Below are 25,516 nucleotides of genomic sequence, written 5' to 3'. Positions count from 1 at the left end.
AATAACTATCAAATATATAGCTGCTGGCGCATGATGGATAAGCGCTAGAGGCAAATTCGAACCCATAAAAAAACCCGGCATTGCCGGGTTTTTTCATGGGGCGACCTGCTGGAGGTCACTGCACAGGGACTAGGCGCCCAGGGCCACTTCCACGCGGCGCGCTTCGGCGTTGCTGCCGGTGGCGGTGGTTTCTTCGGGCTTCTTCAGCTCGATCTTGTCTTCCGCCACGCCCAGGCCCTTGAGCGCATCGCGCACTGCAAAGGCGCGTTGCTTGGCCAGCTCGGCATTCAGGGCGGCGTCGCCCGTGGCATCGTGAAAGCCCGAGATCACGGCCTTCTTGCCTTCGGCCACGCCCTTGACCACGTCGGCCAGGGCTTCGTTGGCGCCTGCGGCAAGGTCGGCCTTGGCGCTGGCAAAGTAGAACTTCACCACGCCGTTTTCCACCCGGACGCTGGCCACGTCAGCGGCGGCGACCACGGCGGGCGCGCTGGCTGCAACGGCCGTGGCGGGCGCGGGCTTGACGGCGCCGGAAGCGCCGACACGCTTGACCACCACGGTGCCCACCACCACGGAGATCACCAGTGCGATCAGGGCGAACAGGAAACCCAGGGCGAAACGTTGTTGGCTATCGTCGTCAGAACTAGACATTGGAGATCCCCGAAGTGATGAAAAAAGAAGGTGTGGCGGCCCTGGAACCTCGCGGCGCAAGTCCCCAGGGCGCTGAAGCAAAGCTTTCGATTGTAGAGTGATCGCATGACGAATCTTCCCGCGCCCCTTCGCGACCCGGCCCCCATGCTGGAGCGCGCGCTCAAGGAATGGGGTGGCCACGACGACCTGTGGATCTTTGGCTACGGCTCGCTCATCTGGCGTCCGGATTTCGACTACGCCGAGCGCCGCGCCGCCAAGGTGCACGGCTGGCACCGGGCGCTCCGGATGTGGAGCCGCATCAACCGCGGCACGCCGGAATGCCCGGGCCTGGTGTTCGGCATGCTGTCGGGCGGCAGCTGCCGGGGCATGGTCTTCCGCGTGGACAAGGCGCATGCCCGGCAGGTGCTCATCAACCTGTGGCAGCGCGAGATGGTCACGGCCGTGTACGACCCGCGCTGGCTGCCCTGCCGCACGCCCCAGGGGACCGTGTCCGCGCTCGCTTTCACTTTGTCACGAAAAAGCCCCAACCACACGGGGGAGCTGCCCGACGACGAGTACCGCCGCATCTTCGCGCAGGCCTGCGGCCGTTTTGGCACCACGCGCGACTATGCCCAGGCCACGTACGAGGAACTGCGCAAACACGGCATCCACGACCGCGCGCTCGCCAGGCTGCTTGCGCTGACCCACAAATAGTGCACACTTTTGGCGGGCGAACCTGCTCCCTGTCTTGCACCAGCGCGCAGGGCGTCCGCATGATGCACCGTCTCTTAACGTTCAAGGAGTATTTGATGAAGCAAAGGAATCGTTGGGCCTTCGGGCTCTCGTCCATCGCCGTGCTGGCCCTGGCGGGCTGCGCCGCCTATTCGTCGGGCCCGTCTGCCACGGCCAAGCTGGAGCCCACGCGCGGCAGCACCACCTCGGGCACGGTGGCGTTTGCCCAGTCCGGCGACGTGGTGAAGGTGTCGGGCGAGGTCCGCGGGCTCAAGCCGGGCGCCGAACACGGTTTCCATATCCATGAAAAGGGCGACTGCTCCAGCGGCGACGGCATGAGCGCCGGCGGCCACTTCAACCCGGGCGGCAAGCCGCACGGCCACCACGGCGCGGGCGAGCACCACACGGGTGACCTGCCCAGCCTGAAGGCGGATGCCAACGGCGTGGCCACCTTCAGCTTCGAGTCGCGCACGATCCGCGTGGGCAGCACGGCCAACGACATCGTGGGCAAGGGCCTGATCGTGCACCGCGACCCCGACGACTACAAGACCCAGCCCACGGGCAACGCCGGCCCGCGCCTGGCCTGCGCGGTCATCGCAGCGAAGTAGAGACCGCCGAAAAAGGAGAAGACGGCGCGCCGGCAGGGCGCGTCCGGCACACGACCCGCTCGCCGCGACCTCGGCCAGCGGGTCGTTTACTTTGCGGGTGTCAGGCCCGGCGCGCGGCCAGGATGCGCTCGGCCCGCGCGAGGTCCTGCACCGTGTCGATGTCCGTCACCGTGCCTTCGTCCTGCACGTCCACGGTCCGGACCCCGCCCCGCAGCGCCTGCTGGCGCACCACGCCGGCAGCGCCCTGTTCGCCGGAGAGCGCCAGCAGATCCGGCAGGCACGGTGCGGCAAAAGCCACCGGATGGCCGCGCTCTCCGTGGAACAGCGGAATGGCCACCGCGCAGCGCCCCAGGGCCGCCGCCATGGTGCGCAGCGTCGCGGGCTGGACCAGCGGCAGGTCGCCGGGCAGCACCAGCCAGCCGCCCGCCCCCGCCGTGGCGCGCACGGCCGCCGCAATCGAATCGCCCATGCCTGGATGGCCCGCGTCCTCGAGGTGCCAGGCGAGCCCGCTGGCGCGCACGGCGTTCAGGGTGTGCTCCAGCACCGGCAGCCCGGCCAGCAGAGCGCGCAGCTTGTGCACCTGGCCGCCGGAGGCCGCGAAACGCGCGCCCCGGCCGGAGGCCAGCACCAGCACGACGGGCACCGGCGGCCCGTCCGGTTTCATGGGGGGTGTATCGGCGAGGTGCGGGGTGGACATCGCCAGCATGCTACGGCAACGCGGCCGCCGCGCGCCTCAGGCCAGCGTAGAGCCGCCGTCCACCACCAGGTGGTGGACGCGGATGAAGCTGGCGGCGCCCGACAGCTGGAACAGCACTGGCGCCGCCATCTCGTGCGCCAGCGCGGGGCGGCCCGCCGGGGACGCCTGCAGCAGGGCGCGTGCCGGTGATGGCATGCCCCCTCCTTCCCTGCCCTCCCCGGGCGCCAACGCCGTCAGGCGAGCTTGAACGGCAGCTCGCGCGGGGTCTTGCCCGTGAGTTGCGCGATGGCGTTGGCGAACGCCGGCGCCAGCGGTGGCAGGCCGGGCTCGCCCATGCCCTTGGGTGGGTCGGCGCTGGGCACGATGTGCACCGTCACCTGCGGCATGTCGGTGATGCGCGGCACGGCAAAGTCTCCAAAGTTGCTCTGCTCCACCACACCGTCCTTGAGCGTGATGGCGCCGCCGGGCAGGCACATCGACAGGCCCATCAGCGCCGCGCCCTGCACCTGGGCTTCCACGCTTTTGGGGTTGACCACCAGGTTGCAGTGCACGCCTGCCGTGATCGTGTGCAGCTTGGGCGTGCCGTCCTTGACGGAGGCCTCGACCACATAGGCGACCACCGACTCGAACGATTCATGCACCGCCACGCCCCAGGCGCGGCCGGCCGCCAGCTTCTTCCTGCCGTAGCCCGACTGGGCCACGGCCAGCTGCAGCGCGGCCTTGTGGCGCGGGTGCTTGTCGCCCATCAGGGCCATGCGGTAGGCCACGGGGTCTTGCTTCGTGGTGCGCGCCACTTCGTCGATGAGGGTTTCCATGGCGTAGGCCGTGTGGGTGGAGCCCACGCTGCGCCACCACAGCACGGGCACGTTCACGTCGGGGTGGTGCACCGACAGCTTCATGGGCACGTTGTAGGGCTCGCCCATGCCTTCGGTGGTCGTGGCGTCGATGCCGTTCTTGACCATGAAGGCCTCGAACGGCGAACCCTTGGTGATGGACTGACCGACGATGGTGTGGTCCCACGCCAGGATCTTGCCCTGTGCGTCGAACCCGATTTCGGCGCGGTGTACGTGCATGGGGCGGTAGTAGCCGCCCTTGATGTCGTCCTCGCGGCTCCACAGGGTGCGCAACGGTGCGGTGATGCCCGCCGTGCGCGCGGCCTTGGCCACGCCGCAGGCCTCCACCACGTAGTCGCTGGTGGGGATGGCGCGGCGGCCAAAGCCGCCACCGGCCATCTGCGTGTTCACCTTGATGTTCTGCGGCTGCAGGCCCAGGGTTTTGGCGGCGGCCATGGCGTCCAGGCCGGGCATCTGCGTGCCCATCCATAGCTCGGCCTTATCGCCATCGAGCTTCACCGTGCAGTTGAGCGGTTCCATGGGCGCGTGCGCCAGATACGGGAAGACGAACTCGGCGCTGATCTTGTGGGGTGCACCCGCCAGCGGCGCCATGTTGGCCTGCATGGCCACGTTGCCGGGCTTGGCGGCCAGCTCGCGGTACTGCGCCAGCAGTGCCGTGGTGTCGGGCTTGCCCACCGCGCTGGTGTCCCATTCCACCTTCAGCGCATCGCGCCCTTGCTTGGCGGGCCAGTAACCATCGGCCACGATGGCCACGCCCTCGCCGCCCCGGTCGGTGGGCACGCGCAGCACGGCCTTCACGCCCTTGATGGCCTTGGCGGCGCTGTCGTCCAGCGACTTCAGCTTGGCGCCAAACACGGGCGGGCGGGCCACCACGGCCGTCAGCATGCCGGGCAGGCGCACGTCGATGCCGTAGTCCTGCTGGCCGCTCGACTTGGCCTTGGCATCGAGCCGCCCGGTGGGCTTGCCGATGAGGCGGAACTGCTTGGGGTCCTTCAGGGTGACCTTTTCGGGCACGGGCTGCTTCATGGCCGCTTCGGCCAGCGCGCCGTAGCCCAGCTTCTTGCCGCCAGGGCCGACGACGAAGCCATTGCTGGCGCGCAGTGCCGAGGCATCCACGCCCCACTGCGCCGCGGCGGCCGAGACCAGCATGGCGCGGGTGCGGGCGCCCAGCTCGCGGTACTGGGTGTACGAGTTCTTGATGGAGTTGGAGCCGCCCGTGAGGTGCATGCCCATCATCGGGTCGGCATAGGCCTGGTTGGCATCGCCGTGCACGCTGCGCACCTTGCTCCAGTCGGCGTCCAGCTCCTCGGCCAGGATCATGGGCAGGCCTGTCTGCACGCCCTGGCCAAAGTCCAGGCGGTTGATGGTGACGGTGACCGTGCCATCGGCGTCGATGCGGACAAAGGCTGAAGGCTGCTCGAACGGCTTGAGGCCTGCGGGTGCGGCGGCGGCCCCGGCGCCCTGCGCTGTGGCCACCAGCGGAAACGCGCCCAGGGCAAAGCCCGAAGCCGCCGACACCTTGAGGAAGGTGCGCCGTGCGAGACCTCCGATGCCTTCCATTGCATCGTTTACTCCTGAATTGGTAGCTGCTTGCGCTTTATCCATAAGCGCCAGAAGGTGTTTTGGCATGAAAACATGGGCCTGGCCCTGCAGGGCCTGTGCGTCGAAGTGCATGGTGTTCTCCTTCAATCAAGCCAGGGTCTTGGCAGCGTCATGGATGGCCGCGCGAATGCGCACATAGGTGCCGCAGCGGCACACATTGCCCGACATGGCGGCGTCGATGTCGGCGTCGCTCGGCTTCTTCTTGCCCTTGAGCAAGGCGGTGGCGCTCATGATCTGGCCGCTCTGGCAGTAGCCGCATTGCGCCACGTCGTGCTTCACCCAGGCGGCGTGCACGGCCTTACCCACCTTGTCGCTGGCCGTGACGGCCTCGATGGTGGTGATCTTCTGCCCCGCAGCGGCCGAGATCGGCGTGATGCACGAGCGCACCGGCGCGCCGTTCAGGTGCACCGTGCAGGCCCCGCACAAGGCCTGGCCGCAGCCGAACTTGGTGCCGGTCATGCCCAGCGTGTCGCGCAGGGCCCAGAGGATGGGGGTGGATTCATCGGCATCCACAGCCGTGTCTTTGCCATTGATGTTGAGGGTGGGCATCGCGGGGTTCTCCGTGGGGAAGGTGTTGTTGTGTTGCGGGCGCGGTCAAGGAGACAGGGGGCGGCGTCAGCGACGCCATCGGCCATGAAGGGGTTGGAGCGTGGTGCGTGGCATTTTTAAGAGAATATAAATTCGATTAAAAGATCAACCCCGGGCGGCAAAAAAGCATCGCTGTCTCCCGCTCAGGCCTTTAAGGCGTCCCAGCACAGGCCAAAAGCCATCTGGTGCACGGCGTCTTCGTCGGGCAGCACCTTGGTGCGGATCAGGTTGCCCGTCTCGCGCACCGACCCCACCAGGCTGGCCGTGAGCAGCGGGATCGGCACGGCCTTCAATATTTCTTGCTGCTGGCCCTCTTCCATCAACGCAAAAAAACCGGCCATCAGGCGGGTCGAGAATTCGCGGTTCCCATCGGTGAACCAGGGCGAGTTGTAGTACTGCTCCTGGAACACCACTTCGGCATACTGGTCCAGCCGGTGCCGCAGCAGGTTGCCCCAAGCACGCCGCACGCGGGCTCGGTAGGGCATGCCGGGCGCGATGCCTTCCATGATGCGCGCGGCCGTGACCGTCTTGGCATCCTGGTAGAGCTGGCTGATGAGTTCATCCTTGGACGGGTAATACACATACAGCGTGCTGGTGGCAATGCCCGCCGCGCGGGCGATGTCGGCCAGGGTCAGGCCGCTCAGGCCCGTCTGGGCCACCAGCTCGAAGGTGGCCTGGGCAATGGCGCGCTGTTTTTCGTCGTCTTTGGGTTTCATCGGTGTGCCAATATAAGCGAATATTCATTCGGCAACAACCGGGGCCACGGAAGGCCCCGCGACGCCACAAAACCGGCGTGCACAATCGTGCCCATGACCACCTCCATCGCCGACCTTCGCAAGAGCTACGAGCGCGCCGAACTCAACGAAGACGCCTCGCACGCCGCCCCCCTGCAGCAGTTTGACCAGTGGCTCCAGGAAGCCATCAGCGCCGAAGTGCCCGAGCCCAACGCCATGACCCTGGCCACCGTGGGCAGCGACATGCGCCCCAGCACCCGCATCGTGCTCATCAAGGGCTACGACGAGCGCGGCATCGTCTGGTTCACCAACTATGACAGCCGCAAGGGCCGCCAGATCGCGGGCAATCCCTATGCGGCCGTGCAGTTCCACTGGGTGGAGCTGGAACGCGTGGTGCGCATCGAAGGCATTGTGGAGAAAGTCAGCGACGAAGAAAGCGACGCGTATTTCAACAGCCGTCCGCTCGACTCGCGCATCGGCGCCTGGGCCAGCCCGCAAAGCCAGGTGATCTCCGGCCGGGGCGTGCTGGTGGCCAATGCCGCCAGGTACGGCGCGCAGTTCTTGCTGAAACCACCCCGCCCGCCGCACTGGGGCGGGTACCGCCTGAAGCCGGACCAGTGGGAGTTCTGGCAGGGGCGCAAGAGCCGCCTGCATGACCGGCTGCGGTATCGGATGGATGCGGGGGAGTGGGTGCGGGAGCGCCTGGCGCCCTGAACGTTTCCTGCCCGGCGGCACCAGCACCGACAAGGAGCAGCATGTTTTCGCACATCTTCGTGGGCGTGACGGATTTCGACCGCGCCCTGGCCTTCTATCAGCCGCTGATGGCCGCCCTGGGCGTCGCGCAGCGCTTTGTAGACCCATCCCGCCCCTGGGCCGGCTGGCAGAGCAGGCCCGACCCCCGCCCCCTCTTTCTCATCGGCATCCCCTTTGAAGGCGCGCACGCGCCGGGCAATGGCCAGATGACGGCTTTTGCCGCCCGCAGCCGCGCGCAGGTGGATGCCGTGCACGCCGCGGCCTTGGCCCACGGCGGCCATTGCGACGGCCCGCCGGGCCTGCGCCCGCAGTACCACGCCCACTACTACGGCGCGTATTTCCGGGATCCCGACGGCAACAAGCTCTGCGTGGCCTGCCACGTCCCCGGGGACGCCTGAGCCACCGCGCCCGATCGCCTTCGCAGGCCGCGTTTACGGCGCTGCCACCACCCAGCGCGTCACCGCCAGGATCACCACCGGCATCGTCACCAGGCCCAGCGCGGTGGACACCGCCACGCTCGCCGTCACCTCGTCCTCGGCCACGCCATAGCGCTGCGCGAACAGAAACACGTTGGCGCCCACGGGCAGCGAGGCCGCCACGATCATCACGGCCAGCGGCAGGCCCGACAGGCCCAGCGCCCAGCCCAGCGCGGCCAGCACGAGGGGGTGCGCCACGCACTTGACCAGGGCGATGCGCATCGCGGCCCTGAAATGGCGTCCCACCCTGGTGAAGGCGAGCGTCACGCCCACCAGCAGCAGCGCGATGGGCCCCAGGGCCTGGCCCAGCAGCAGCAGGGGCTTGTCCACCACCTGCGGCACCACCAGCCCGGTCTGCGCGAACAGCAGTCCCGCGATGATGGGCAGCGGCACGGGGTGCACGATGCCGTTGCGCATGGCCTGCAGCACCGTGCGCCACAGGGGCTGGTGCGCCCCGCCACCGCCGCCGTCCGCGGCCGCATGCTCGCGCGCCGCCGCGAGTTCGAACACCACGGTGGCGGCGGTCAGCAGGATCAGCGAGTGCACCGAGATCAGCGTGAACAGCGTGACCAGGCCCGCGTCGCCAAACACCAGGCCCACCAGCGGCACGCCGATCATGAGCGTGTTGCTGAAGGTGTTGGCCAGGGCCCGCGCCGCCGCCAGGGTGTTGAAGCCCTGCAGCGCCAGCGTGGCCGCATACACGATGCCAAACGCCACGAAGTAGATGCCCACGGGGCCGAAGTCGAGGTCCTGGATGCGCACCGTGCTCATGGTGCGGAACAGCAGCGCGGGCGTGAGCACCATGAACACCAGGTTGGCCAGGTCCTTCACCGCGGCCGCCCGTATCCAGCCGCGCTGCCCCACGTAGAAGCCGAGGGCGATGAACAGGATGACGGGGATCAGCGAGGTGAAGACGGCGGAGTTCAAGATCAGAAACCAACGGCGGACAGGTGGGCGCGTATTGTGCGCCTGGCCGGCGGGGCCCTGGCTCCGGGGTGCTATATTTTCGATAGCTGGCGGCGCAGGCGGATATGGCGCCAGATGGCATTTTGGACTGATTCAATGCGCGTGCAAGGCAGCGTCCGTCTGCGCGGACCCGCCCGCCGGGCCTGGCGCCCTCCTGTATTCTGGAACACCGCCCTGCCCCCTGCGTCCATGAAGTTCGCCGCCTTCTTCCGCAACCTGAACCTCGGCCATGGCCATGCACCGTCGCGCATGGCGCTGGAAAGCGCGTTCTTGCAAGCTGGCGCCGATGAGGCCGCCTCGTTCCAGACCAATGGCACGGTCGCCTTCAGCGCGCGCGGCGTGCGGCCCGCGCAGGGGATTGTCCGCACGGTGCAGCGGTCGCTGCGCGCCGGGCATGGATTCGATGAACCCGTGTTTCTGCGCAGCATGGCCTATCTGCACACGCTGCTGGCGCGCGATCCGTTCGAGGGCATGGCCAAGGCGCCGCCCATCTACGACTTCTACGTGACCTTCCTGCACGACGGCGCGAAGCTGCTGCCCCCGCTGCCCACCCGCAATGCCCGCGAGGACGTGCGCGTGCTGCTCTACACCGGCTCCGAGGCCCTGTCGTACAACCACCTTGTCGGCAAGACCATGGGAAACCCGAACGTCTTTGCCGAGCAGCAACTCGGCCTGCCGGCCACCACGCGCACCTGGGGCACGGTGGCCCGGCTGGTGCGCAAGCACGGCTGACAAGGCCAGGGGCCCGCGCCCGCGCTCAGGCCCTTGCCGGCCCTTCGCCCGTGTGCGGCGGGCCGGGCGGCGACAGCAGCTGCAGCACGCCCTCCAGCCCCTGCACCTGGTGGTCGGCCAGCTCCCAGGGCCGCACGCCGGGCCGCACGGTCTGCACGGTGGTGGCCCCCAGCGCGCGCCCGGCCGCGAGTTCGGATAAGGGGTTGTCGCCGATCACCAGCGCGTGCCGGGGTGCGCAGCCTTCGCGCGCCAGGATCTGCTCGAAAATCGGCTGCTTGCCGTGCGGTGCGCCATCGCTCGCCGGGCGGTCGTCCACCGCGTCGATGAACACCTGTTCAAACCAGGGCCGGATGCCCAGGGCGTCGATCTTGCTGTCCTGCAAGCGCCGAAAGCCGCTGGTGACCAGGTAGCGCCGCAGGGGAATGCGCGGCAGCAGGCCGATGTCGGGGTAGCCGTGCAGCGGGGCGCGCACCTGCAATTGGCTGAACTGCCGCCAGCCCGCCGCGCGCATGGCCGGGGTGAAGCGGTAGCGCTCGGCCACCAGGTCAAACGCCGTGAACCAGCATTGGTACAGGGCCTGCTCCAGCATGGCGGGGGCCAGCGCCCCCTGGTTGGCCTGCCGGATGGCCTCGAACGCGGGCTCGAACAGCGGCCCCACGGCCCGTGCGTCGAGCAGGCAGTTGTCCAGATCGAAAATCGCTACGGCGCAGTGCTCCATCGTGCGCTCACCCCGCCACCACGGACACCCCGTGGTCCGCCAGCGTCAGGCTCACGGGGGCGCCCACGTCCAAGGGCGACTTCACCAGGGGCGAGACCACGAAAATCTCGCCCAGCGCGCTGGCGAAGGTGTATTCCATGATGCTGCCCAGGTAGGTGCGCTTGGTCAGCCGCGCGGCCACGCCGGTGGCGGTGGCGGGCCCGATGACCCAGGCCTCGGGCCGCACCGCGATCTTCACCGGGCCGGAGGCCAGCGAGGCGGGAGACGGCACGCGCAGCGGGCCGAACTCGGCATGGCTGGCGCCCGCCGGGCCGCCGGCGTGGTTGCGGCCCTCGAACAGCATGGCCTCGCCCATGAAGCCCGCCACGAACTCGGACGCGGGCTGCTCGTACAGCTCGCTGGGCGCGCCGCGCTGGGCGATGGCGCCCTTGTTCATCACCACGATCTGGTCGCTGACCGCCAGGGCCTCGCTCTGGTCGTGGGTGACGTAGGCCACCGTCAGCCGCAGGCGCTGCTGCAGCGTGCGGATTTCCTCGCGCATGGAGCGCCGCAGGCGTGCGTCCAGGTTGGACAGGGGCTCGTCGAACAGCAGCACCGCCGGCTCCAGCGCCAGCGCCCGGGCCAGCGCCACGCGCTGCTGCTGCCCGCCCGAGAGCTCGTGGGGCCTGCGCAGGTCCAGGCCGTGCAGGCCCACGGTGTCCAGCATGGCGCGCGCCTTCTCGCGGGCCGGCCCCTTCTTCATGTCCGACATGGCGAGGCCATAGCACACGTTGTCGATGACGTTCATGTGCGGAAACAGCGCATAGCTCTGGAACACCAGGCTCACATTGCGCTGCGCGGGGCCGAGGGCGGTCACATCCTGGCCTTCGATGAGGATGCGCCCCGAGGTCGGGGACTCGAGCCCGGCGATCATGCGCAGCGTGGTCGTCTTGCCGCAGCCCGAAGGGCCCAGGATGGTGGTGAGCGTGCCGCGCGGCACGGTGAAGCTGATGTGGTCCACGGCCAGCGGGTCATGGCTGCCGGGGCCATAGCGCTTGCTCACGCCCTGGAATTCAATGCCGTGGGAATCGGGGTTCGTCATGGTGGGCATGCGTGAAGGTGTCCGAAAGCCTGTTCAAAGTCCTGCTGGAGCCGCGCGAGCACTTTGCCGGGATGCGATGCCAGGTCCGGGACTGGTGGGTGAAAAAAACCGAAAGCCGGCATGGGTGGGACGGCATGCGCTCAGCCCCAGGCCAGCAGGGCGTCCACGCCGATGACCTGGCCCTGGTCGAGGCGGTTGAACAGCGTGACCTCGGCGCCCATGGCCTCGGCGATCTGGCGGCAGATCGACAGCCCCAGGCCCACGCCGCCCTTGCCGGCGGAAAACGGCTGGAACAGCCGCTGGCGCACGGCGTCGTCGATGCCCGGGCCTTCGTCCCACACCAGCACCTCCTTGTGGCCAGTGCTGTCGCGCAGCAGCACGCCCAGCCGCCCGTGCGCGGGCGTGTGGTGGATGGCGTTGGCCAGCAGGTTGCGCATGAGCTCGCCCAGCAGGGCGGCGTCGCCGGGGGCCCACAGCGCCTCGGGGCCCTCGAGCGCGAAATCCAGGCGCTTGGCGGCGATCAGCGGCGCCAGCTCCATGACGGCCTCGCGCGCGATGGCGTTCAGGTCCACGCTGGGCAGCTCGCCCACACGCTTGAGCTGCTCCACCTTGCTCAGGCTCAGCAGCTGGTTGGCCAGGCCGGAGGCCCGGTCCACCGTGTGCAACATCTGGTGCAGCGCATCGGCGACCAGCACGTCGCCGGAAATGGCCGACTGCAGCTGCGTTCGCAGCACCGCCATGGGGGTGCGCAGCTGGTGCGTGGCATCGGCCAGAAAGCGCCGCTGCTCGTCGATCCAGCGGCTCTGGCTTTGCTGCAGCTCGCCAAAGTGCCGCACGGCGGGCGCCAGCTCCGAGGGGCCTTCGTCACCGTGGCCCGGGTTCCCGGCGCCCGGCCGGGTGAGCGACACATCGGCATGGAGCAGCCAGCCCGATGCCACGCGCGCCACCACCACCACCATGGCCGTCATGGCCAGCGCCAGCAGGTACATCCCGCCCACGCCCGCCCCGCCGACGGCCAGGCTGGGCAGCCGGGGCGCGCGTTCGCTCCAGGGACGGGCCACCTGGCGCACCACCACGGGGGCGGCGCCCTGCCCTCCTTGCGCCGCCGGGGGCGGATGCAGCGTGACCGCCACCCGCACCAGCTGGTCCCCCGCCTGCGCCAGGTAGAAATGCACATTGCCCGGGCCCCGCGCGGCTTCGGCGGGGGGCACGCGCGGCAGGGCGGCGCTGCCGGCCAGGCGCTCGCCATCCAGGTTGCTTTCGCGATACCAGACCGGCGTGGAGCCATGCGCCGTGGGCAGTGTGTCGGGCGGCGCCACGGGCCAGTCCGCCAGCGCCGCGCGCAGTGCCTCGTCCTGCGCGGCGGCATCGTGCCGCACCTGCTGTGCCACCTGCACCAGGGTGATCAGCGCCACCAGCGCCCACAGTGGAACCAGCAGCCACACCAGCAGCAGCCGGTGCAGCGAACCGCCCCGGGGGCGCCACGGCCGCCACCACGTGCGCACACTCACCGGGGTACCCCGCCCTTGTCCGATTTGTCGCCCTTTTGCGCGGCCATGCTGTCGGCGTCGCACAGCAGGTAGCCCACGCCGCGCAGGGTCACGATCTCGGCATTGGTGCCCACCAGTTTCTTGCGCAGGCGGTGCACCACCACCTCCACCGCGTCGGCCTGCACCTGCTCGCCCGTGTCGGCGAACACCTGCGTGCGCAGCTCTTCCTTGCTCACCACGCGGTCGATGCGCGACATCAGGAGCCGCAGCAGCTCGGCTTCGCGCTGCGACAGGTCCAGCGGCAGCGCCTCGTTGTAGAACACGCCGCTGGCCGGGTCGCGGTAGAGCGCGCCGCAGCGCAGCTGCCCGTCGCGCCCCACCCGCCGCGTCAGGGCCCGCAGGCGCGCCACCAGCTCGTCCAGGTCGAAGGGCTTGGCCAGGTAGTCGTCGGCCCCGGCCTCCAGCCCGGCCACGCGGTCGGTCACCGCGGCGCGGGCCGTCAGCGCCAGCACGGGCGTGGTGCTGCCGCCGTCGCGCAGGCGCCGCAGCACCTCCAGGCCGTCCAGGCCCGGCAGCGACAGGTCGAGCGTGATCACGTCGAAGGCCGTGCGCCGCGCCGCGGCCAGGGCCTCCTTGCCATCCGCGCAGCACAGCACCTCGAAGCCGCGCGCCACCAGGCTGCGGCTCAGGGCGCCGGCCAGGTCAAAATCGTCCTCCACCAACAGCAGTTTCATCCCGCGATCATGCCCTCCCGCCGGGGGGGCCGGCCACTGTGCTTCTACGGAGGCCGGGTGAAAGCAAGTCGAAAGCGTGCGGAGCGCGGCGCGGGCGGGCGCGGCCCACGGTGGGTGAAACCCCGCCAGCCCGCACAAGGGCCTGTGCTGCCCGCCGCGCCCTGTCCCTTCTCTAGGCCATCCGCGCCTCGATCCGCCTTATCTCCTGAACCGCCAGTTCCGTCAAAGCCCGGGCGCTGAACGGGCGGCCGATCAGCACCGTGTTATTGCTGTCGGAGGACGCGCACAGCTGGATGCGGTCGGGCTCCCCGCCGGCATCGAAGAGGACGCGGAACACCCGGGTGCTGCGCGCCGGATGCCATTCCACCTTCTGGTGAAAGTAGGTGCACGACACGGCGTTCGCCAACGGCTGGGGCACCAGCCCCAGCGTGTTCACCAGCAGCCCATGAAGTGCTTCGCGGTTCATCTGCGTTCCGAAAGAAAAGAAGGCCTGCCGGGCACCTTCGGCAGTGGCCTGGATCGGCCCGCAGGCCCGGACGAACGTGGGCAGCACGAAGATGAAATCCAGCAACCGGGCACCGCGCGCAAGGGGTTGGCGGGATGGTGCGGCGTGCGCCGGCGGCAGCTTGAGCTGGCAGGCCGGTGACGTCAGCGCTGCCCGTGGCGCTTGCCGTCACGGCGCTGCAGCCGCTGCAAGGCCACCATGGCCATCCACACCGCCATGGCCATCAACGCCCACTCGGAAAGGGTTGGTATGGAAGAAGCCGCCACCGCGGCAGACCACACCAGCGAAACAGGGATTGCAGAAGAGGTGCTGGTATCGCTGCCGGCGAAGCCGCATGAATCTGCCACGCCTGCGGTGGAAACGGCGATCCCGCTGCAGAACATGTTGTGCCTTGCTGATGTGGTGCTGGTCTCAAAGAAGGAAAACCGGTCACCGATGCCGTGGGGAGCCGTGCCAGAAATCCAGCGCTGGATCAGAATGTTCACACCCGTGATCGCGCCGCTCGCATCGGTCGTGACGCGGAAGTTCCAGACCCGGACGTTAGGGTCTGCATGGGTGTACGTGGTGAGGCCATCTGAAAAACTGAAGGCCGAGACCAAGGCGCCCAACTGTGCAGACGCCAGGTTGGCGGCCAGCGGCGCGGTGGTCGTGAACGAGCCAGACGTGTTCATCGCCGTGGTGAAGTTCTGGCACGGTGGCGTGCCGCACACCGTGAAGTTTGTGAAACCCGTGTAGTTGCCCGCCGCGGTGGCCACGTAGGTGGTGGACTGCGCTTGAGCCGCCCCCGCAGCGCCCAGCAAACAAGCAAGCGATCCCAGCCACTTCCAGACGATCTTTTTGAACATTTTGGTTTCCACGGTTGGTGAGCACGTTGCGCCGTCCCGGGCACTGGGTCCCCCCTTGACTGCGCCAAGCGCCGCCCATGCCAGCCTCGGCGCCTCAGCATGTTACCCGTGCGGGCCGCGCGGTTGCGCCCTGGATCCGGGCCCGGCGTATCCCGCTTGACCCGCCTTTGCTCCAGGCACCGTGACCGGTCTTCTAACCGGCATCTTTGAATTCGTCGCTGACGTGCTGGTGTTCAGGTGCCAGCGCGCCAAGCTCTGGAGAGCCCGTTTTTCGTCCTGATCAAGGCAAGGCCCCTTGGGTTGGCTGGCGCCAAGCGTGCCCCATCCGTCAAGGCCTGCCACGGTCAACGCGAGGCCGGGATGTCATCGATTGCTATATTTACGATAGCTGCCAGCGCTTGATGAACAGGCGCAGAAGTCCAAAAACATGTTCGATTGCCGGCCTCCATCGGAGGCAGCACATCGACCAGCAGTAACCCCCCCTGGTTCCACGCTGGAAGCACCCCAGCGAAACCACCGAAAACCAGAAGGGGATGAGGAAGGCAAGCCATGCGACAGCCTCGCAGGCAATTGTCCCCGACACGCTTTATGGAAACACGCACACGCCCAATGACTGACTTTTGGCCCGGTACATGGCGGTGTCTGCAGCGCGCAGGTAGTCGTCGACCGTCGCCAGCGTGGATGCGCTGCTGGCCAATCCGATACTCGCACCACTGATCACGGTGTGCCTGCCAATCACGTAAGGCACTTCCAGGGCGGCGGCAATCTGCTCCGCGCGTTGGCTGGCTTCAGCGGGATCAATGGACTCCAGCAGCACATTGAACTCGTCGCCACCCATGCGGGCGACCAGATCCCCCGTCCGCACGCAGGATTCGAGCCGCCGTGCCACCTGTTGCAATAGCTGGTCGCCCACGTGGTGCCCGTAGCTGTCATTGACGGCCTTGAAACTGTTGAGATCCAGCAGCAGCACGGCGAACATCGTGGCTCCATCGCGTGTCGGCATGCCACCACCGTTCGCCACCTCGTTTTGGTGCAGCGCGATGAGATGAGCGAGGCGATCGCGGAACAATGGCCGGCCGGGCAAGTTGGTCAGCGCATCGTAGGAACTGCCACGTTCGGCCAGATCGCTCAAGGAGCCCGCCATGCGCACCGCAACGCCGTCTTCGAACTCGGCGAGCCCGCGCCAATTGACCCACACCAGCCGCCCCGCCCCGTGGAACGCGCGGAAATCCACCGAAAAGTTCGGGCTGTTCCCCGATAGGTGCCTGCGGTAGGCCTCCTGCACGCGCCCGCGATCCTCGGGATCGATGAGCTGCTCAAGAAAGCGCCAGCCTCCGCTATGCACAATATCGGCGCTACCCAGCCCGACGATCTGGAGAAAACGCCCGGACACATGCAGGGCATCCGTTCGCAAGTCCCAATACCAGATGCCGTCATTGGATCCGCGCGTCGCCAGCGAATAGCGGTTTTCGGAGCGCAACAACTCGAGTTCGGTGTTCTTCTGCTGGGTGACGTCGATCATCAGGCCGATCATGCGGTTCGGCCGCCCCGGCTCGACCACTGCACGGCACAGATCGCGCACCCATACCACCTTGCCAGACTTGGCAATCAGCCGGTAGCTCATCTCGTAGGCATGGCTGTGCGTGGCGTTGTAGGCGGCATCGTCGATCACCAAGGCCGCCTCCAGATCATCGGGATGCACATGCGCCCGCCAGAAGCCGGGGTCGGCCCGCCACTCCTCCACGGAGTAGCCGAACAACCGTTCGACCTGCGGGCTCAGAAAGGTATTGCCCACGCCGATTTCAGCTTCCCAAACCACGCCATCAATGGTTTCCAGCAAGCGCAGAAAGCGCTGGCGAATTTCCACCAGCACCTGCTCGGTGACCTCGGTGATCTCGATCAGGACACCCTGGCGGCTGATCACCCGATCCGCCGCATCCGTCTCCGGGTGGAGCTGCAGACGCACCCAGCGATAGTCCGCGTCGGCAAAGCGCAAGCGGAACACCGGCATGCCCGAGCGCATGGTGCCGATGTCGTCGGGATGCACGAATTCAAGCAAAGACCTGCCAAGCGCCACCGCCACCGAATGGCCGGTGAGCTTGTGCCACGCCGGATTCAGATAAGTGATCTCCCACAGCGCATCGGTTTGCACCACCGCCTCGGGTAACAGTTGCAGCAGCTTTGCGGACGGCGTGGGAGTGGTGGGCATGCAGGGCTGTTGCAAAAAGGGGGGCAAATACATCCAACGGATAGCAAAATCAACCACGTAAGATCAAGTATGGCACGGGTTTATGGCACTTGCGGCCCCGTTGTTTCGGTGGTTTGGTGCAGCGATAGGGTGCAAGCCAGCAACGCCCTCCCCCTGCGGGCGCTCGTGCACATCACGACGGCATCGCCCGTCAGAACGCCACGTTCACGCCCACCGTCAGATTGCGCCTTACCAACGGCACGGCAGTCTTGACAAAGGATGTAGGTGCGTAGGCCAGCCAACCCGTCCGGTTGTCGGCCTTGAGGGTGCGACTGCCACGGCGCACCGCTGCTGAACTGGCTGTGGGCGGTCGGACACCTTGTACAGCAGCGGCTTGTGCAGCGCTCAGGCCCTGCAGCGTCATCTGCTGGACCATCTCCAGGCGACGGGCAAACGTAGGTCGGGCGCGCTTATGGGTGTTCATTCGGTTGGGTGTCCTGAGTCGATTGGGTGTTTGGCGACTTCCAGTCTCTCAAACCCAATCCGGATGAACACCGGATACAACCTATTGAATCCTCACATCTAGCCAGGGCGGCCATGTGGTTCTTCAAACCGAGGCAGCTGCCGCAGTTCTTCGACCCGCATTCCCTGTTTGCTCATCACGCGCGGCACCAAGAACGCTCTCCACCGCTGCTCAAATGCGTCCACCTGCTGCTGGTAGCGCGTGTGGCTGTCCACATCTGTGCCGGCGAGCCGTTCGCCATATAGCGCCAGCGCCAGGCCGGGTGACAGCCATGACCATGCCGACACCTGTTGGGCTTGCCGTACACGGCTTTGGCGGAACTGTTCCACCAAGGGCTGCAGCGTTTCGTCCTGGTCCAGCACGCGCACTACAAAGCTGGCGGGCCATGCAGCGGGCTGTTGCGCGGGGATGTGCGGGTGTTCGTCGTACCAGGCTTCGGCCAGCGCCTGCTCGTTGTCCTCGGCCTGGTGCTGTGCGTCGCGCAGGGCCACCACGGCTGACAGGCGCGATGGCAGGGGCGCGGCTTTTTGCGCCAGCAACACCAGACCCGCGGGCACGGCAAACGTCAACGCCAGCCACAGCCCCAGCGCAGCCAGTATGCTGGTGGCGCCGCTGATGGGCAGGCACGACAAGATGCCGCCCAGTGCCACCCACAACGCGCAGAACGCGCCCAGCGCGGCAGCCCACTGCAAGGCGACCGCAGCGGTGGCGCCAGGGTCCAGCAGCAGCGCCGGCATGGTGGCTGCCACCGCAACCATCCACAGCGCCAGCAGCCTCCAGCCCAGAGCGGCGAGCAGGATGGGGCCGATGCCGTAGTGCGACTGCACCCGCAGCAGGCCCAGCCGGCCCTGCTCACGCTCTTCCTGCAGCAGCCCGGCGCACAGCACCAGGGCCACCAGCGGCAGCAGCAGCGCCACCATGGCTGGCAGGCCGGGCAAACCGGTGTCCGTGAGCAAAGGGTTGCGCAGCGGACCCGGGTCGCGCGAATCGACATGCCGGGTGTCCAGCGACGCCTTGGTGCGCGACGGCAAGACCTGCAGCCGCTGCACGCCCAGCGCCAGGCCTGCCTCTACCGGCATGCGGGTGACGCCCAGATCGCTGCGGCCCAGCTGGTAGGTGGCGGTGGCACTGGCCGCGCTGGGTGCGGGGCTGGCCTGCAGGCGCAGTTGCTGGGCGTGCAGTTTGTCGGCGAATGCGGTTTCGTCCTGCGCTGCGGCTTGGCGCCAGGCTCGGGCGTCCAGGCCCGCCACGGTGGCAGAGGCCAACAGCACCAGCAAAAGCGCAGCCAGCGCCCACCACGCCACGGGTTGGCGGTACAAGCGCAGGCCCTCGGCCTGCCAATGGATGAGGCGTGGATATGGCATGCGACGGGTTGTGGTTGTAGTGGTGACAAGGGCCGTCAAGGGTTCAGCCTCCTGGCGCCCAGGCAGAGTGCCGTCAGGGCCGCCAGCAGCCAGGCCGCCAGGGCAGCCCAGTCAGCGGCGCTGTGGCGCAGCGCAAAGCCGATGCCGGGTGGTGTGTAAGTCCATTCCGGAATCGCCTGCCACAGCGCGTTGCCTGCGTAGCGGCTCTCGAACGAAGTGACCCCCTGGGTAGCTTGCAGGTCCCATTCGTCCACCAGGGTGGTGAAGCGCTCGCGGTATTGCTCGGCGGCTTCTTCAAAGTGCTGCTGGTGGGCCAGGTCGGTGCCCGCCAGTGCGCTGGTCGCGGCCCGCATCGGGGCGTAGGGCGATACGGCGGTCAGCCATCGCAGCAGGTATTGCTGCTGTGCCTGCGTGTCCCACAACTGGCCGAAATGGAGTGCGTACACCTTGGTGGCATACGCATCCCTGAACAGGCGGCGCTTGGCATTGGCGCCAAAGGGCAGGTCTTCCAGGCGCGCCACGCCGTTGTCGGCCAGCAGTTGTGCGTCAAACGCCTTCATGCGCTGGGCGGCGCTGCCCTCCCCCGGCAGGCCCTGGTCAATGTCGCGCTGGATACCGGCCCAGAACGCCTCGCCCGTGGGCAGTGGCGCCAGCGCCTCGACCGTGGACGCCGCCAGGCGCGGCACGATGAACACCCAGCCCACCCACAGCGCCAGCAACACCAGCAGCGCGCCGCGCGAAGTGCGACACCTGGACGACACCCCGACCGTGACGGCCGCCCAGGTGGCGTAGTACGCACCGAGCGCCGCCAGCAGCATTGCGGCCTCAGCCGCACCCTGCCGTGCAGCCAGCAGCCAGCCTGCAACCAGCGCAGCGGGTGCCAGCACCAGGGCCACGCTGGCACACAGCCCCAGCCACTTGCCCAGTACCAGCGGCACGCCGCGCATTCCACACGCATGCAGCATGCGCAGGGTGCCCTGCTCCCGTTCTTGCGTGACAGAGCCATGGCCCAGCACGGCGAGCAGCAATGGCACCAGCGCCAGCAGCACAAACGCCGGGGTGAAGTCGCCCAGGCCCATGGACGGGGCGGCGTCAGCGGCGGGTGCGTGCAGCGCCATGTTGCGCTTGTGCGGCTCCAGCCACAGCGCCTGACCGGTGCGCGCATGGATGCCAGGGTCTACGCTGGCCAGTGGCAGTTGAGGCTTGAACGCATACAGCCCGAAGTGCGCTGCACGGTGGGGGTTGCGGTCGCCCTGGTGATCCCACTGCGCACGCGCGGCGGCCTCGACCTGATGGCGCTCCTGTTCTGCCACCTGGCGCTGGTGCACGGCCGACACCAGCACGGCCGCCAACAGCAGTACCAGCACCAGCCCGAGTCCCGACAAGCGCCCGTCGCGCAGCAACGCGCGCATCTCCTTGGCGGCGATGGATGCGATCATGGTGCGGTGTCCTCCACCACGCCGCGCGCATGCTGCAGGTAGATGCGCTCCAGCTCGTTGTGGGCGATGTCGTGCGCGGCAAACTCCGCCACCAGGCGCCCTTCGCGAAGGATGCCGATGCGGTCAGCCACCTGAATGGCATTGAACAGGTCGTGTGTGGCCATCAGCACGGCCATACCGCCCTGTTTGGCCTGGAGCACGCTTTGCGCAAACTCGTTGGCAGCAGCAGGGTCCAGCCCGGAGGTGGGCTCGTCCAGCAGCATGGCACGGGCACGGCGCGCTTTGGCAATCGCCAGGCCTACCTTTTGCCGCATGCCCTTGGAATACCCGCCAACCCGGCGGCCCTGTGCATCGGGTGCCAGGCCCGACGCTGTGAGCAGGTCGTGCGCTTGCGCGCTGTCGAGTGCAATGTCTGACAGCTTGCAGAAGTAGCGCAGGTTCTCCACCCCCGACAGGTAGGGGTACAGCGCCACGTTCTCGGGCAGATACGCCAGGTGAGCGCGTGCCTGCTGCGGCTGCAGCGAGGCGTCCACCCCGTTGACCAGTGCCTGGCCCGACGCGGCGGGAACAAAACCCAGCAGCGCGTTCAGCGTGGTGGTTTTGCCCGCGCCGTTGCCGCCCAGCAGCGCATACACGCTGCCCGCCGTGACCGCTAGGTTGAGCGCCTGCAGCGAGACCTGGTCGCCCCGTCGGATGGTGAGGGCGCGGGTCTCAAGAATGGCCGCCGCTTCCATCAGAAGAAGTAGCGCAGTGTGGCGCCAAACGTGCTGCGGGGAAGGGGCGACATCATCAGCCCTGCGGCACTGCCGTAGGCGATTTCGGTGCCGTAGCGGTGGGGCTGGAAAGTGGCGTACAGCGACAGCTGCGTCTGCTTCCAGTCGTACGTGGCGCGCAGGTCATAGCGCGTGTACAGAGGCATGGTGCGCTCTTGCGTGGCGGGCGTGCCCACGTAGTACGGCATGTCCGCGATCAGGTAGGCATCTGCATTGAGTGTGAGCTGGCCTTCGCCCAGCCGCAGCTTGTGCTGGGCCCCGGCCTTGAGTTGCGTGGCAGGCACCGTGAGCTTGGCACCGGTATTGGGTGCCGGGTTGTCCACCTTGGCCTCCAGGATCTTGCCGATGCTGGCGTACACGCTGGTGGCGCTGCTGGCGCGCCAGCGGGCTTCCAGCTCCAGCCCTTTGCGCGTGGTCTCGCCCACCGATTTGAAAGAGCCATCGGCCTGACCCACGATTTCGTCGGAATTCTGAATGGCGTACCCCACGCCCGACACTGTCCAGCCGCTGGCAGGCGATGCGGTAAAGCCCAAGTCGAACGAACGCACCTTGCTAAGCGCGATCTGGCTGATGACACCGCCTGTCGCACCCAGCGGGCCGGTGGCGCCGCTGCTGCTGATCTGCTCGGCCGAAGGTGACCGCATGCCTTCGGCCACGTTGGCAAACAACTCCACCTGCGGTGTGAGCGACCACGACGCGCCCAGCTTGGGCGTGAACACGCCCTTGTCGTAGCCGGTGCTGGCCGCGGGCAGCTTGAGGTTGGCGATGTCGTAGTCAAACCGGTCGTAGCGCGCACCGGCGCTCAGTTTGAGGGTATCGGTCACGCGCCACTGGCCCTGCGCAAACAGCCCGTAGGTCAGCAGGTCCAGGTCTTGCGCATTGACGTAGTTGGCCGATGGTGCGCGGTTGACGTAGATCTGGCGGTAGGCGTCGCCACGGTCCTTGCGCAGCTCGGCGCCGAAGGCAATGGCGGCATTGCCAAACGTGGTGTTGTGCAGCACGCGCGCGCCAAAGATGTCCCGGTCGTCCACGCCCACCGTATGGTTGGTGGCGTTGGCCGTGATGCCGCGTTTGCGATTAAGGCTTTCCGCATAGGCCGTGGCATACCATCCCGCCTCACCTTCGGCCGGGGCGCGGTTGAACACCAGGCTGGTGCGCCGCGCATTCCCGAAGCCGGCGTTGTTCGATTGGGTGGAGCGTGGGTCCAGCCCAGCTTCCAGCGCGGGCAGCAGCAGATACCCAGGCGCATCAAAGTCGGCCACGTAGCGCATCACGCGCAGGCTGTAGCGGGCGCCTTGGTGCTGGGTAGACAGCTTCCAGAACAACGTGTCGCGGCCGGTGCGGGACGCATAGCGGTAGCCATCGTTGTGGTACACATCGGCCATCCACAGCGAGTCGATGGTGGAAAAGCTGGTGGGAATGGTGCTGGACAGCACCAGGGTACTGCGGCGCAGGCCATGGCGCTCGGCGCTGATACTGACGCTAGACGGCGTGGCACTGCCGCCGTTGCGGGTACGGATGTCAACAGCGCCTGCGCGGTTCTGGTCGCCATACAAGGCAGAGATAGGACCTTTGATGAGGTCCACGCCGTCGATCAGGTCGGCGTGGAGCCATTCCAGAAACACCGGGCCGTGCCCTGCCCCACCCTGGCTGGACGGAATGTTCTGCGGCACACCGTCAACATACACGGCGGTATCGGCGCCGTGCGTGCCCTGGGTGGCAAACCCGCGCATGCGAAATCCGTTGCCGGTTTCGCCCTGGTCGATGTTGTTGGCCAGCACGCCGGGCACGCGGCGAAAGATGTTGGAAATATCGCGGCCAACATTGGTGTTGGCAATGTCGTCCTGGTTGAGTTGCTGCACCGTTGCGGGGAGTGCGCCTGGCTGGAGCGTGACGGCAGCGCGTTCGCCGGGCGTGCGCGTGGCGGGGGCGGTCGTGCCCAGCACGTCCACTGCCGCAAGAGCGCGTGCGGGCTGGGTGATTGCTTCTGATGCGGAAGCTGCGGCAGGTTCCTGTGATGTCTGTGCATGGGCCCACGGCACCAGTGCCGCCGCCAGTGCGGCAGCAGTGAGCTTGGCAACGGGCTTGCGGTTGAGCGCAGCACGGCTGCGCGATGGAGAAGGGGAAAAACGGGTTGGGTTCATGGCGGGTTTCGTCAACGGACGATTTGGGGTACGGGCACGAGTACGAGCGCGCGCACGCGCTGCCCAACCGCTGAGGGATCGGCGGCAGTCAGAGTGCGCTTGGAAGTACGTGAGCGAGTGAGTGAATGGGGCTGGGCAGGCCGCTCAATGCGGCCAGCTTTTAGAAAGCCACCTTCACCCCTACCGTCACGTTGCGCCCCATCAGCGGCGCTGCGTTTTTGATGAAGCTGGTGTGTGCATACGCCAGGCGGTCCGTCAGGTTGTTCGCCTTCAGATACACCTGCCACGGCGTGCCGCTGCTGAACTGGCCGTTGTAGCTCACCCCGAGGTTCAGCATGCCGTAGCCCGGCGTCGCGGTTTCGAACTCCGCCACGCGGTTCTGGCGGGCCACCTGCACCCATTCGACCTGACCTTCCCAGGCTTGCCAGTTGCCGTCCAGGCGGATGCCCGCGCGCGTGGCGGGGATGCGGGGCAGCAGGCCGCCGCCGTCGTTGAGCCGGGCGCGCACGGTGTCGCCGAACAGGGTGATACCCAGGTTGCGGTTCAGGCGCTGGCGCACCTGGCCTTCGATGCCGGTGAAGGTGGCGTCGGCCTGGCTGTACTGCAGCAGTTGCAGCCCGTCCACCGCATCGAGCGTGCGGCCGTAGATGTAGTTGTTGATGCGGTTGCGGAAGATGCTCACGCCAAAAGTGGTGTCGCCGCTGGTCTTCCTCAGGCTCACATCGATGTTCTGCGAGATCTCGGAGCGCAGGTCGGCGTTGCCGCGCTCATAGGTGCTGGTGGCCATGTGCAGGCCCTGGGCGTACAGCTCTTCGGCCGACGGCGCGCGGCTGGCGCGGGTGAACGAGGTGCCTACCTGGTAGCCGGGCGTGAATTTCCACACCGCGCCCAGCGATGCCGACGTGCCGTTGTGGCTGCGCTCGATGCCGCTGGCCTGGGCCTCGGCGGTCTGGCGGTCGTGGCGCAGGGCGGCTTCGAAGCGCCAGTCGCCCACGCGGTATTCCTCCAGCGCGAAGAAACCCAGCTTGCGGGTGACCGTGGGCTGCACATAGGCCTCTTCGCCCTCGGCGCTGAACTTGCGCTGCGAGGTCTGCAGGCCGATCAAACCTTTGAAGCCGGCGATGGGCTCGTGCTGCAGCTCGATGCGGGTGTCGTAGGCCTTGTTCTTGAAGGTGGTGCTGATGGCGCCGTCCTCGACCTCGTCGTGCACATAGTCGGTGACGCCGGCGCGCAGGCGCAGGGCCGAGAAGCCGGCGAAGGGGTTGCGCAGCTCGCCCCGGATGTCGAAGCGCTCGCTGCGCAGGTCCACCACGGGCACGTCGCCATGCTCTTCGGCGCCGTGGTCGTGGCCGTCTTCCCCTTCACCCGCGTGGGCGCCGCAGTGCAGGTGGTCGCCATGGGTGTGGCAGCCCTCGAAGCTGTGGTTGTGGCCCGGCAGGCCGTACTTGGCGCTCTGGCGCGTGTAGGCGGCGCCCAGGTAGCCCTGCTCACCCACCCACGACAGGCCGACGCTGCCGGTGTTCGTGCGGTTGAAGCTGCCCAGCACCTTGCGGGCGGGCTCGCCCTCGGGGGCCCAGCCCTTGCCCACGCGGTAGTCGCCCGCGTCGCGCGCCACGCCTTCCACGTGCACGGCCAGGTTGCCCGCGCCGCCGGTCAGCGAGAAGGCCCCCGCCCCTTCGCCCGCGCCGGTGTTGGCGCGCAGCTCGGCGCTGCCTTCGTAGCCCTTTGGCGGGATGGCGGTGGGGATCTTGCCGTCCAGCACGTTGACCACGCCGCCCACGGCGCCGTTGCCGTAGACCAGGGCCGAGGGGCCGCGCAGCACCTCGATCTGCGTGGCGAGCAAGGGCTCGGAGACCACGGCGTGGTCGGGGCTGATGGTGGAGGCGTCGTGCAGCTCGGCGCCGTCGCTCAGCACCTTGACGCGCGGGCCGTCCATGCCGCGGATGATGGGGCGGCTGGCACCGGCGCCGAAGTGGCTGCTGGTGATGCCGGGTTCGCTGTTGAGCGTCTCGCCCAGCGTGGCCTCGCGGCGGCGCACGAGCTCGTCGCCCTCCAGCACGGTGACGGGCGTGGTCATGTCGCTGGCGCCCAGTTGCAGGCCGCTGGCCGACACGGTGACGGACGGCAGGCTGGGCGCTGCCTCGGTGGCGGGGCCGGCGGCGGCGGGCGCGGCCTGCGCGTGGGCGCTGCCCGCGCTCGACAGCGCCAGCATGGCGGCCAGGGCCACGGGGTGGAGGGCTGGACGGGCGCGCCGCGCTGGCGCGCAAGGGGCAAAGGAGGTGTGGATCATGGTGATGCTTGCAACAGGGGGCGCGCCGCGCCGGCCAGGCCAGGCGTGCAGCG

General features: G+C 67.9%; 24 protein-coding genes and 1 pseudogene. 5 read left to right on the top strand and 20 right to left on the bottom strand.

What is annotated here, in order from left to right; translation table 11 throughout:
• Positions 1-129: 129 nt before the first annotated feature.
• On the bottom strand, positions 130-648 hold the full coding sequence (locus tag ACAM51_RS00905; RefSeq protein ID WP_218338581.1) for an OmpA family protein: 519 nt from the start codon (positions 646-648) through the stop codon (positions 130-132).
• A 105-nt stretch (positions 649-753) separates the two neighbouring features.
• On the opposite strand from ACAM51_RS00905, the gene ACAM51_RS00900 reads away from it, so the two are divergent.
• Together ACAM51_RS00900 and ACAM51_RS00895 are read left to right on the top strand one after the other, a co-directional pair.
• Positions 754-1,341, top strand: a complete 588-nt coding sequence (locus ACAM51_RS00900) for a gamma-glutamylcyclotransferase (RefSeq protein ID WP_218295016.1) — start codon at positions 754-756, stop codon at positions 1,339-1,341.
• Between the two features lie 95 nt (positions 1,342-1,436).
• On the top strand, positions 1,437-1,967 hold the full coding sequence (locus ACAM51_RS00895) for a superoxide dismutase family protein (protein ID WP_218295017.1): 531 nt from the start codon (positions 1,437-1,439) through the stop codon (positions 1,965-1,967).
• Positions 1,968-2,067: 100 nt separating this feature from the next.
• Here ACAM51_RS00895 and ACAM51_RS00890 read toward each other — a convergent pair whose 3' ends face one another.
• From ACAM51_RS00890 to ACAM51_RS00870, 5 genes are all read right to left on the bottom strand, one after another.
• Positions 2,068-2,664 carry an NTP transferase domain-containing protein gene (locus ACAM51_RS00890; protein ID WP_255594655.1) on the bottom strand — a complete coding sequence of 199 codons (597 nt, stop codon included), beginning with the start codon at positions 2,662-2,664 and terminating at the stop codon, positions 2,068-2,070.
• A gap of 36 nt (positions 2,665-2,700) precedes the next feature.
• Entirely contained in the window at positions 2,701-2,859 is a 159-nt protein-coding gene (locus tag ACAM51_RS00885) for a hypothetical protein (RefSeq protein WP_369642460.1), read from the bottom strand.
• Positions 2,860-2,897: 38 nt separating this feature from the next.
• The gene (locus tag ACAM51_RS00880; protein WP_369642459.1) at positions 2,898-5,192 is read right to left on the bottom strand and encodes a molybdopterin cofactor-binding domain-containing protein; all 2,295 of its coding nucleotides are present in this window, start codon (positions 5,190-5,192) and stop codon (positions 2,898-2,900) included.
• Between the two features lie 15 nt (positions 5,193-5,207).
• On the bottom strand, positions 5,208-5,669 hold the full coding sequence (locus ACAM51_RS00875) for a (2Fe-2S)-binding protein (protein ID WP_192425055.1): 462 nt from the start codon (positions 5,667-5,669) through the stop codon (positions 5,208-5,210).
• 182 nt (positions 5,670-5,851) lie between these two features.
• On the bottom strand, positions 5,852-6,424 hold the full coding sequence (locus tag ACAM51_RS00870; RefSeq protein ID WP_369642458.1) for a TetR/AcrR family transcriptional regulator: 573 nt from the start codon (positions 6,422-6,424) through the stop codon (positions 5,852-5,854).
• 93 nt (positions 6,425-6,517) lie between these two features.
• Here ACAM51_RS00870 and pdxH point away from each other — a divergent pair, with 93 nt between their 5' ends.
• Complete coding sequence (gene pdxH, locus ACAM51_RS00865) at positions 6,518-7,156, top strand: pyridoxamine 5'-phosphate oxidase (RefSeq protein ID WP_218338585.1); 639 nt, start codon at positions 6,518-6,520, stop codon at positions 7,154-7,156.
• 41 nt (positions 7,157-7,197) lie between these two features.
• The gene (locus ACAM51_RS00860) at positions 7,198-7,593 is read left to right on the top strand and encodes a VOC family protein (protein WP_369642457.1); all 396 of its coding nucleotides are present in this window, start codon (positions 7,198-7,200) and stop codon (positions 7,591-7,593) included.
• A 33-nt stretch (positions 7,594-7,626) separates the two neighbouring features.
• Here ACAM51_RS00860 and ACAM51_RS00855 read toward each other — a convergent pair whose 3' ends face one another.
• Positions 7,627-8,598: an AEC family transporter gene (locus ACAM51_RS00855; RefSeq protein WP_369642456.1), complete on the bottom strand. Its 972-nt coding sequence runs from the start codon at positions 8,596-8,598 to the stop codon at positions 7,627-7,629.
• A 228-nt stretch (positions 8,599-8,826) separates the two neighbouring features.
• On the opposite strand from ACAM51_RS00855, the gene ACAM51_RS00850 reads away from it, so the two are divergent.
• Positions 8,827-9,369: a DUF1697 domain-containing protein gene (locus ACAM51_RS00850; RefSeq protein WP_369642455.1), complete on the top strand. Its 543-nt coding sequence runs from the start codon at positions 8,827-8,829 to the stop codon at positions 9,367-9,369.
• A 25-nt stretch (positions 9,370-9,394) separates the two neighbouring features.
• On the opposite strand, the gene ACAM51_RS00845 is transcribed toward ACAM51_RS00850, so the two are convergent.
• The 13 genes and pseudogenes from ACAM51_RS00845 to ACAM51_RS00785 form a co-directional block, all read right to left on the bottom strand.
• Positions 9,395-10,087 carry an HAD family hydrolase gene (locus ACAM51_RS00845; protein WP_369642454.1) on the bottom strand — a complete coding sequence of 231 codons (693 nt, stop codon included), beginning with the start codon at positions 10,085-10,087 and terminating at the stop codon, positions 9,395-9,397.
• 7 nt (positions 10,088-10,094) lie between these two features.
• Positions 10,095-11,168, bottom strand: coding sequence for an ABC transporter ATP-binding protein (locus tag ACAM51_RS00840; RefSeq protein ID WP_218295026.1), 1,074 nt, complete (start codon positions 11,166-11,168; stop codon positions 10,095-10,097).
• Between the two features lie 140 nt (positions 11,169-11,308).
• Positions 11,309-12,679: an ATP-binding protein gene (locus ACAM51_RS00835; protein WP_369642453.1), complete on the bottom strand. Its 1,371-nt coding sequence runs from the start codon at positions 12,677-12,679 to the stop codon at positions 11,309-11,311.
• The gene (locus ACAM51_RS00830) at positions 12,676-13,392 is read right to left on the bottom strand and encodes a response regulator transcription factor (protein ID WP_218295027.1); all 717 of its coding nucleotides are present in this window, start codon (positions 13,390-13,392) and stop codon (positions 12,676-12,678) included. The genes ACAM51_RS00835 and ACAM51_RS00830 overlap by 4 nt, the downstream gene beginning before the upstream one ends.
• A 172-nt stretch (positions 13,393-13,564) precedes the next feature.
• Complete coding sequence (locus ACAM51_RS00825; protein ID WP_369642452.1) at positions 13,565-13,963, bottom strand: hypothetical protein; 399 nt, start codon at positions 13,961-13,963, stop codon at positions 13,565-13,567.
• A 77-nt stretch (positions 13,964-14,040) separates the two neighbouring features.
• Positions 14,041-14,742: an IPTL-CTERM sorting domain-containing protein gene (locus ACAM51_RS00820; protein WP_369642451.1), complete on the bottom strand. Its 702-nt coding sequence runs from the start codon at positions 14,740-14,742 to the stop codon at positions 14,041-14,043.
• 586 nt (positions 14,743-15,328) lie between these two features.
• Positions 15,329-16,951, bottom strand: a complete 1,623-nt coding sequence (locus ACAM51_RS00815; RefSeq protein ID WP_369642450.1) for a PAS domain-containing protein — start codon at positions 16,949-16,951, stop codon at positions 15,329-15,331.
• Positions 16,952-17,291: 340 nt separating this feature from the next.
• Positions 17,292-17,414 (bottom strand): annotated as a pseudogene (locus tag ACAM51_RS00810) (IS481 family transposase); the annotation flags it as partial.
• 98 nt (positions 17,415-17,512) lie between these two features.
• Entirely contained in the window at positions 17,513-18,817 is a 1,305-nt protein-coding gene (locus tag ACAM51_RS00805) for a DUF3526 domain-containing protein (RefSeq protein WP_369642449.1), read from the bottom strand.
• A gap of 35 nt (positions 18,818-18,852) precedes the next feature.
• A complete protein-coding gene (locus ACAM51_RS00800) occupies positions 18,853-20,256 on the bottom strand; it encodes a DUF3526 domain-containing protein (protein ID WP_369642448.1) in 1,404 nt (467 codons plus the stop codon).
• Complete coding sequence (locus ACAM51_RS00795) at positions 20,253-20,990, bottom strand: ABC transporter ATP-binding protein (RefSeq protein WP_218338594.1); 738 nt, start codon at positions 20,988-20,990, stop codon at positions 20,253-20,255. Before ACAM51_RS00795 ends, ACAM51_RS00800 begins: the two co-directional genes overlap by 4 nt.
• The gene (locus ACAM51_RS00790) at positions 20,990-23,173 is read right to left on the bottom strand and encodes a TonB-dependent receptor (protein ID WP_369642447.1); all 2,184 of its coding nucleotides are present in this window, start codon (positions 23,171-23,173) and stop codon (positions 20,990-20,992) included. The genes ACAM51_RS00795 and ACAM51_RS00790 overlap by 1 nt, the downstream gene beginning before the upstream one ends.
• 160 nt (positions 23,174-23,333) lie before the next feature.
• Positions 23,334-25,385 carry a TonB-dependent receptor gene (locus tag ACAM51_RS00785; protein WP_369643904.1) on the bottom strand — a complete coding sequence of 684 codons (2,052 nt, stop codon included), beginning with the start codon at positions 25,383-25,385 and terminating at the stop codon, positions 23,334-23,336.
• Positions 25,386-25,516 lie beyond the last annotated feature (131 nt).

The organism is Acidovorax sp. A79 (genome assembly GCF_041154505.1).
In the GTDB taxonomy this organism is placed as follows: Bacteria; Pseudomonadota; Gammaproteobacteria; order Burkholderiales; family Burkholderiaceae_C; genus Acidovorax.
The sequence above is the reverse complement of the archived record's forward strand: the minus strand, read 5'-3'. Positions and strand labels throughout refer to the sequence as shown.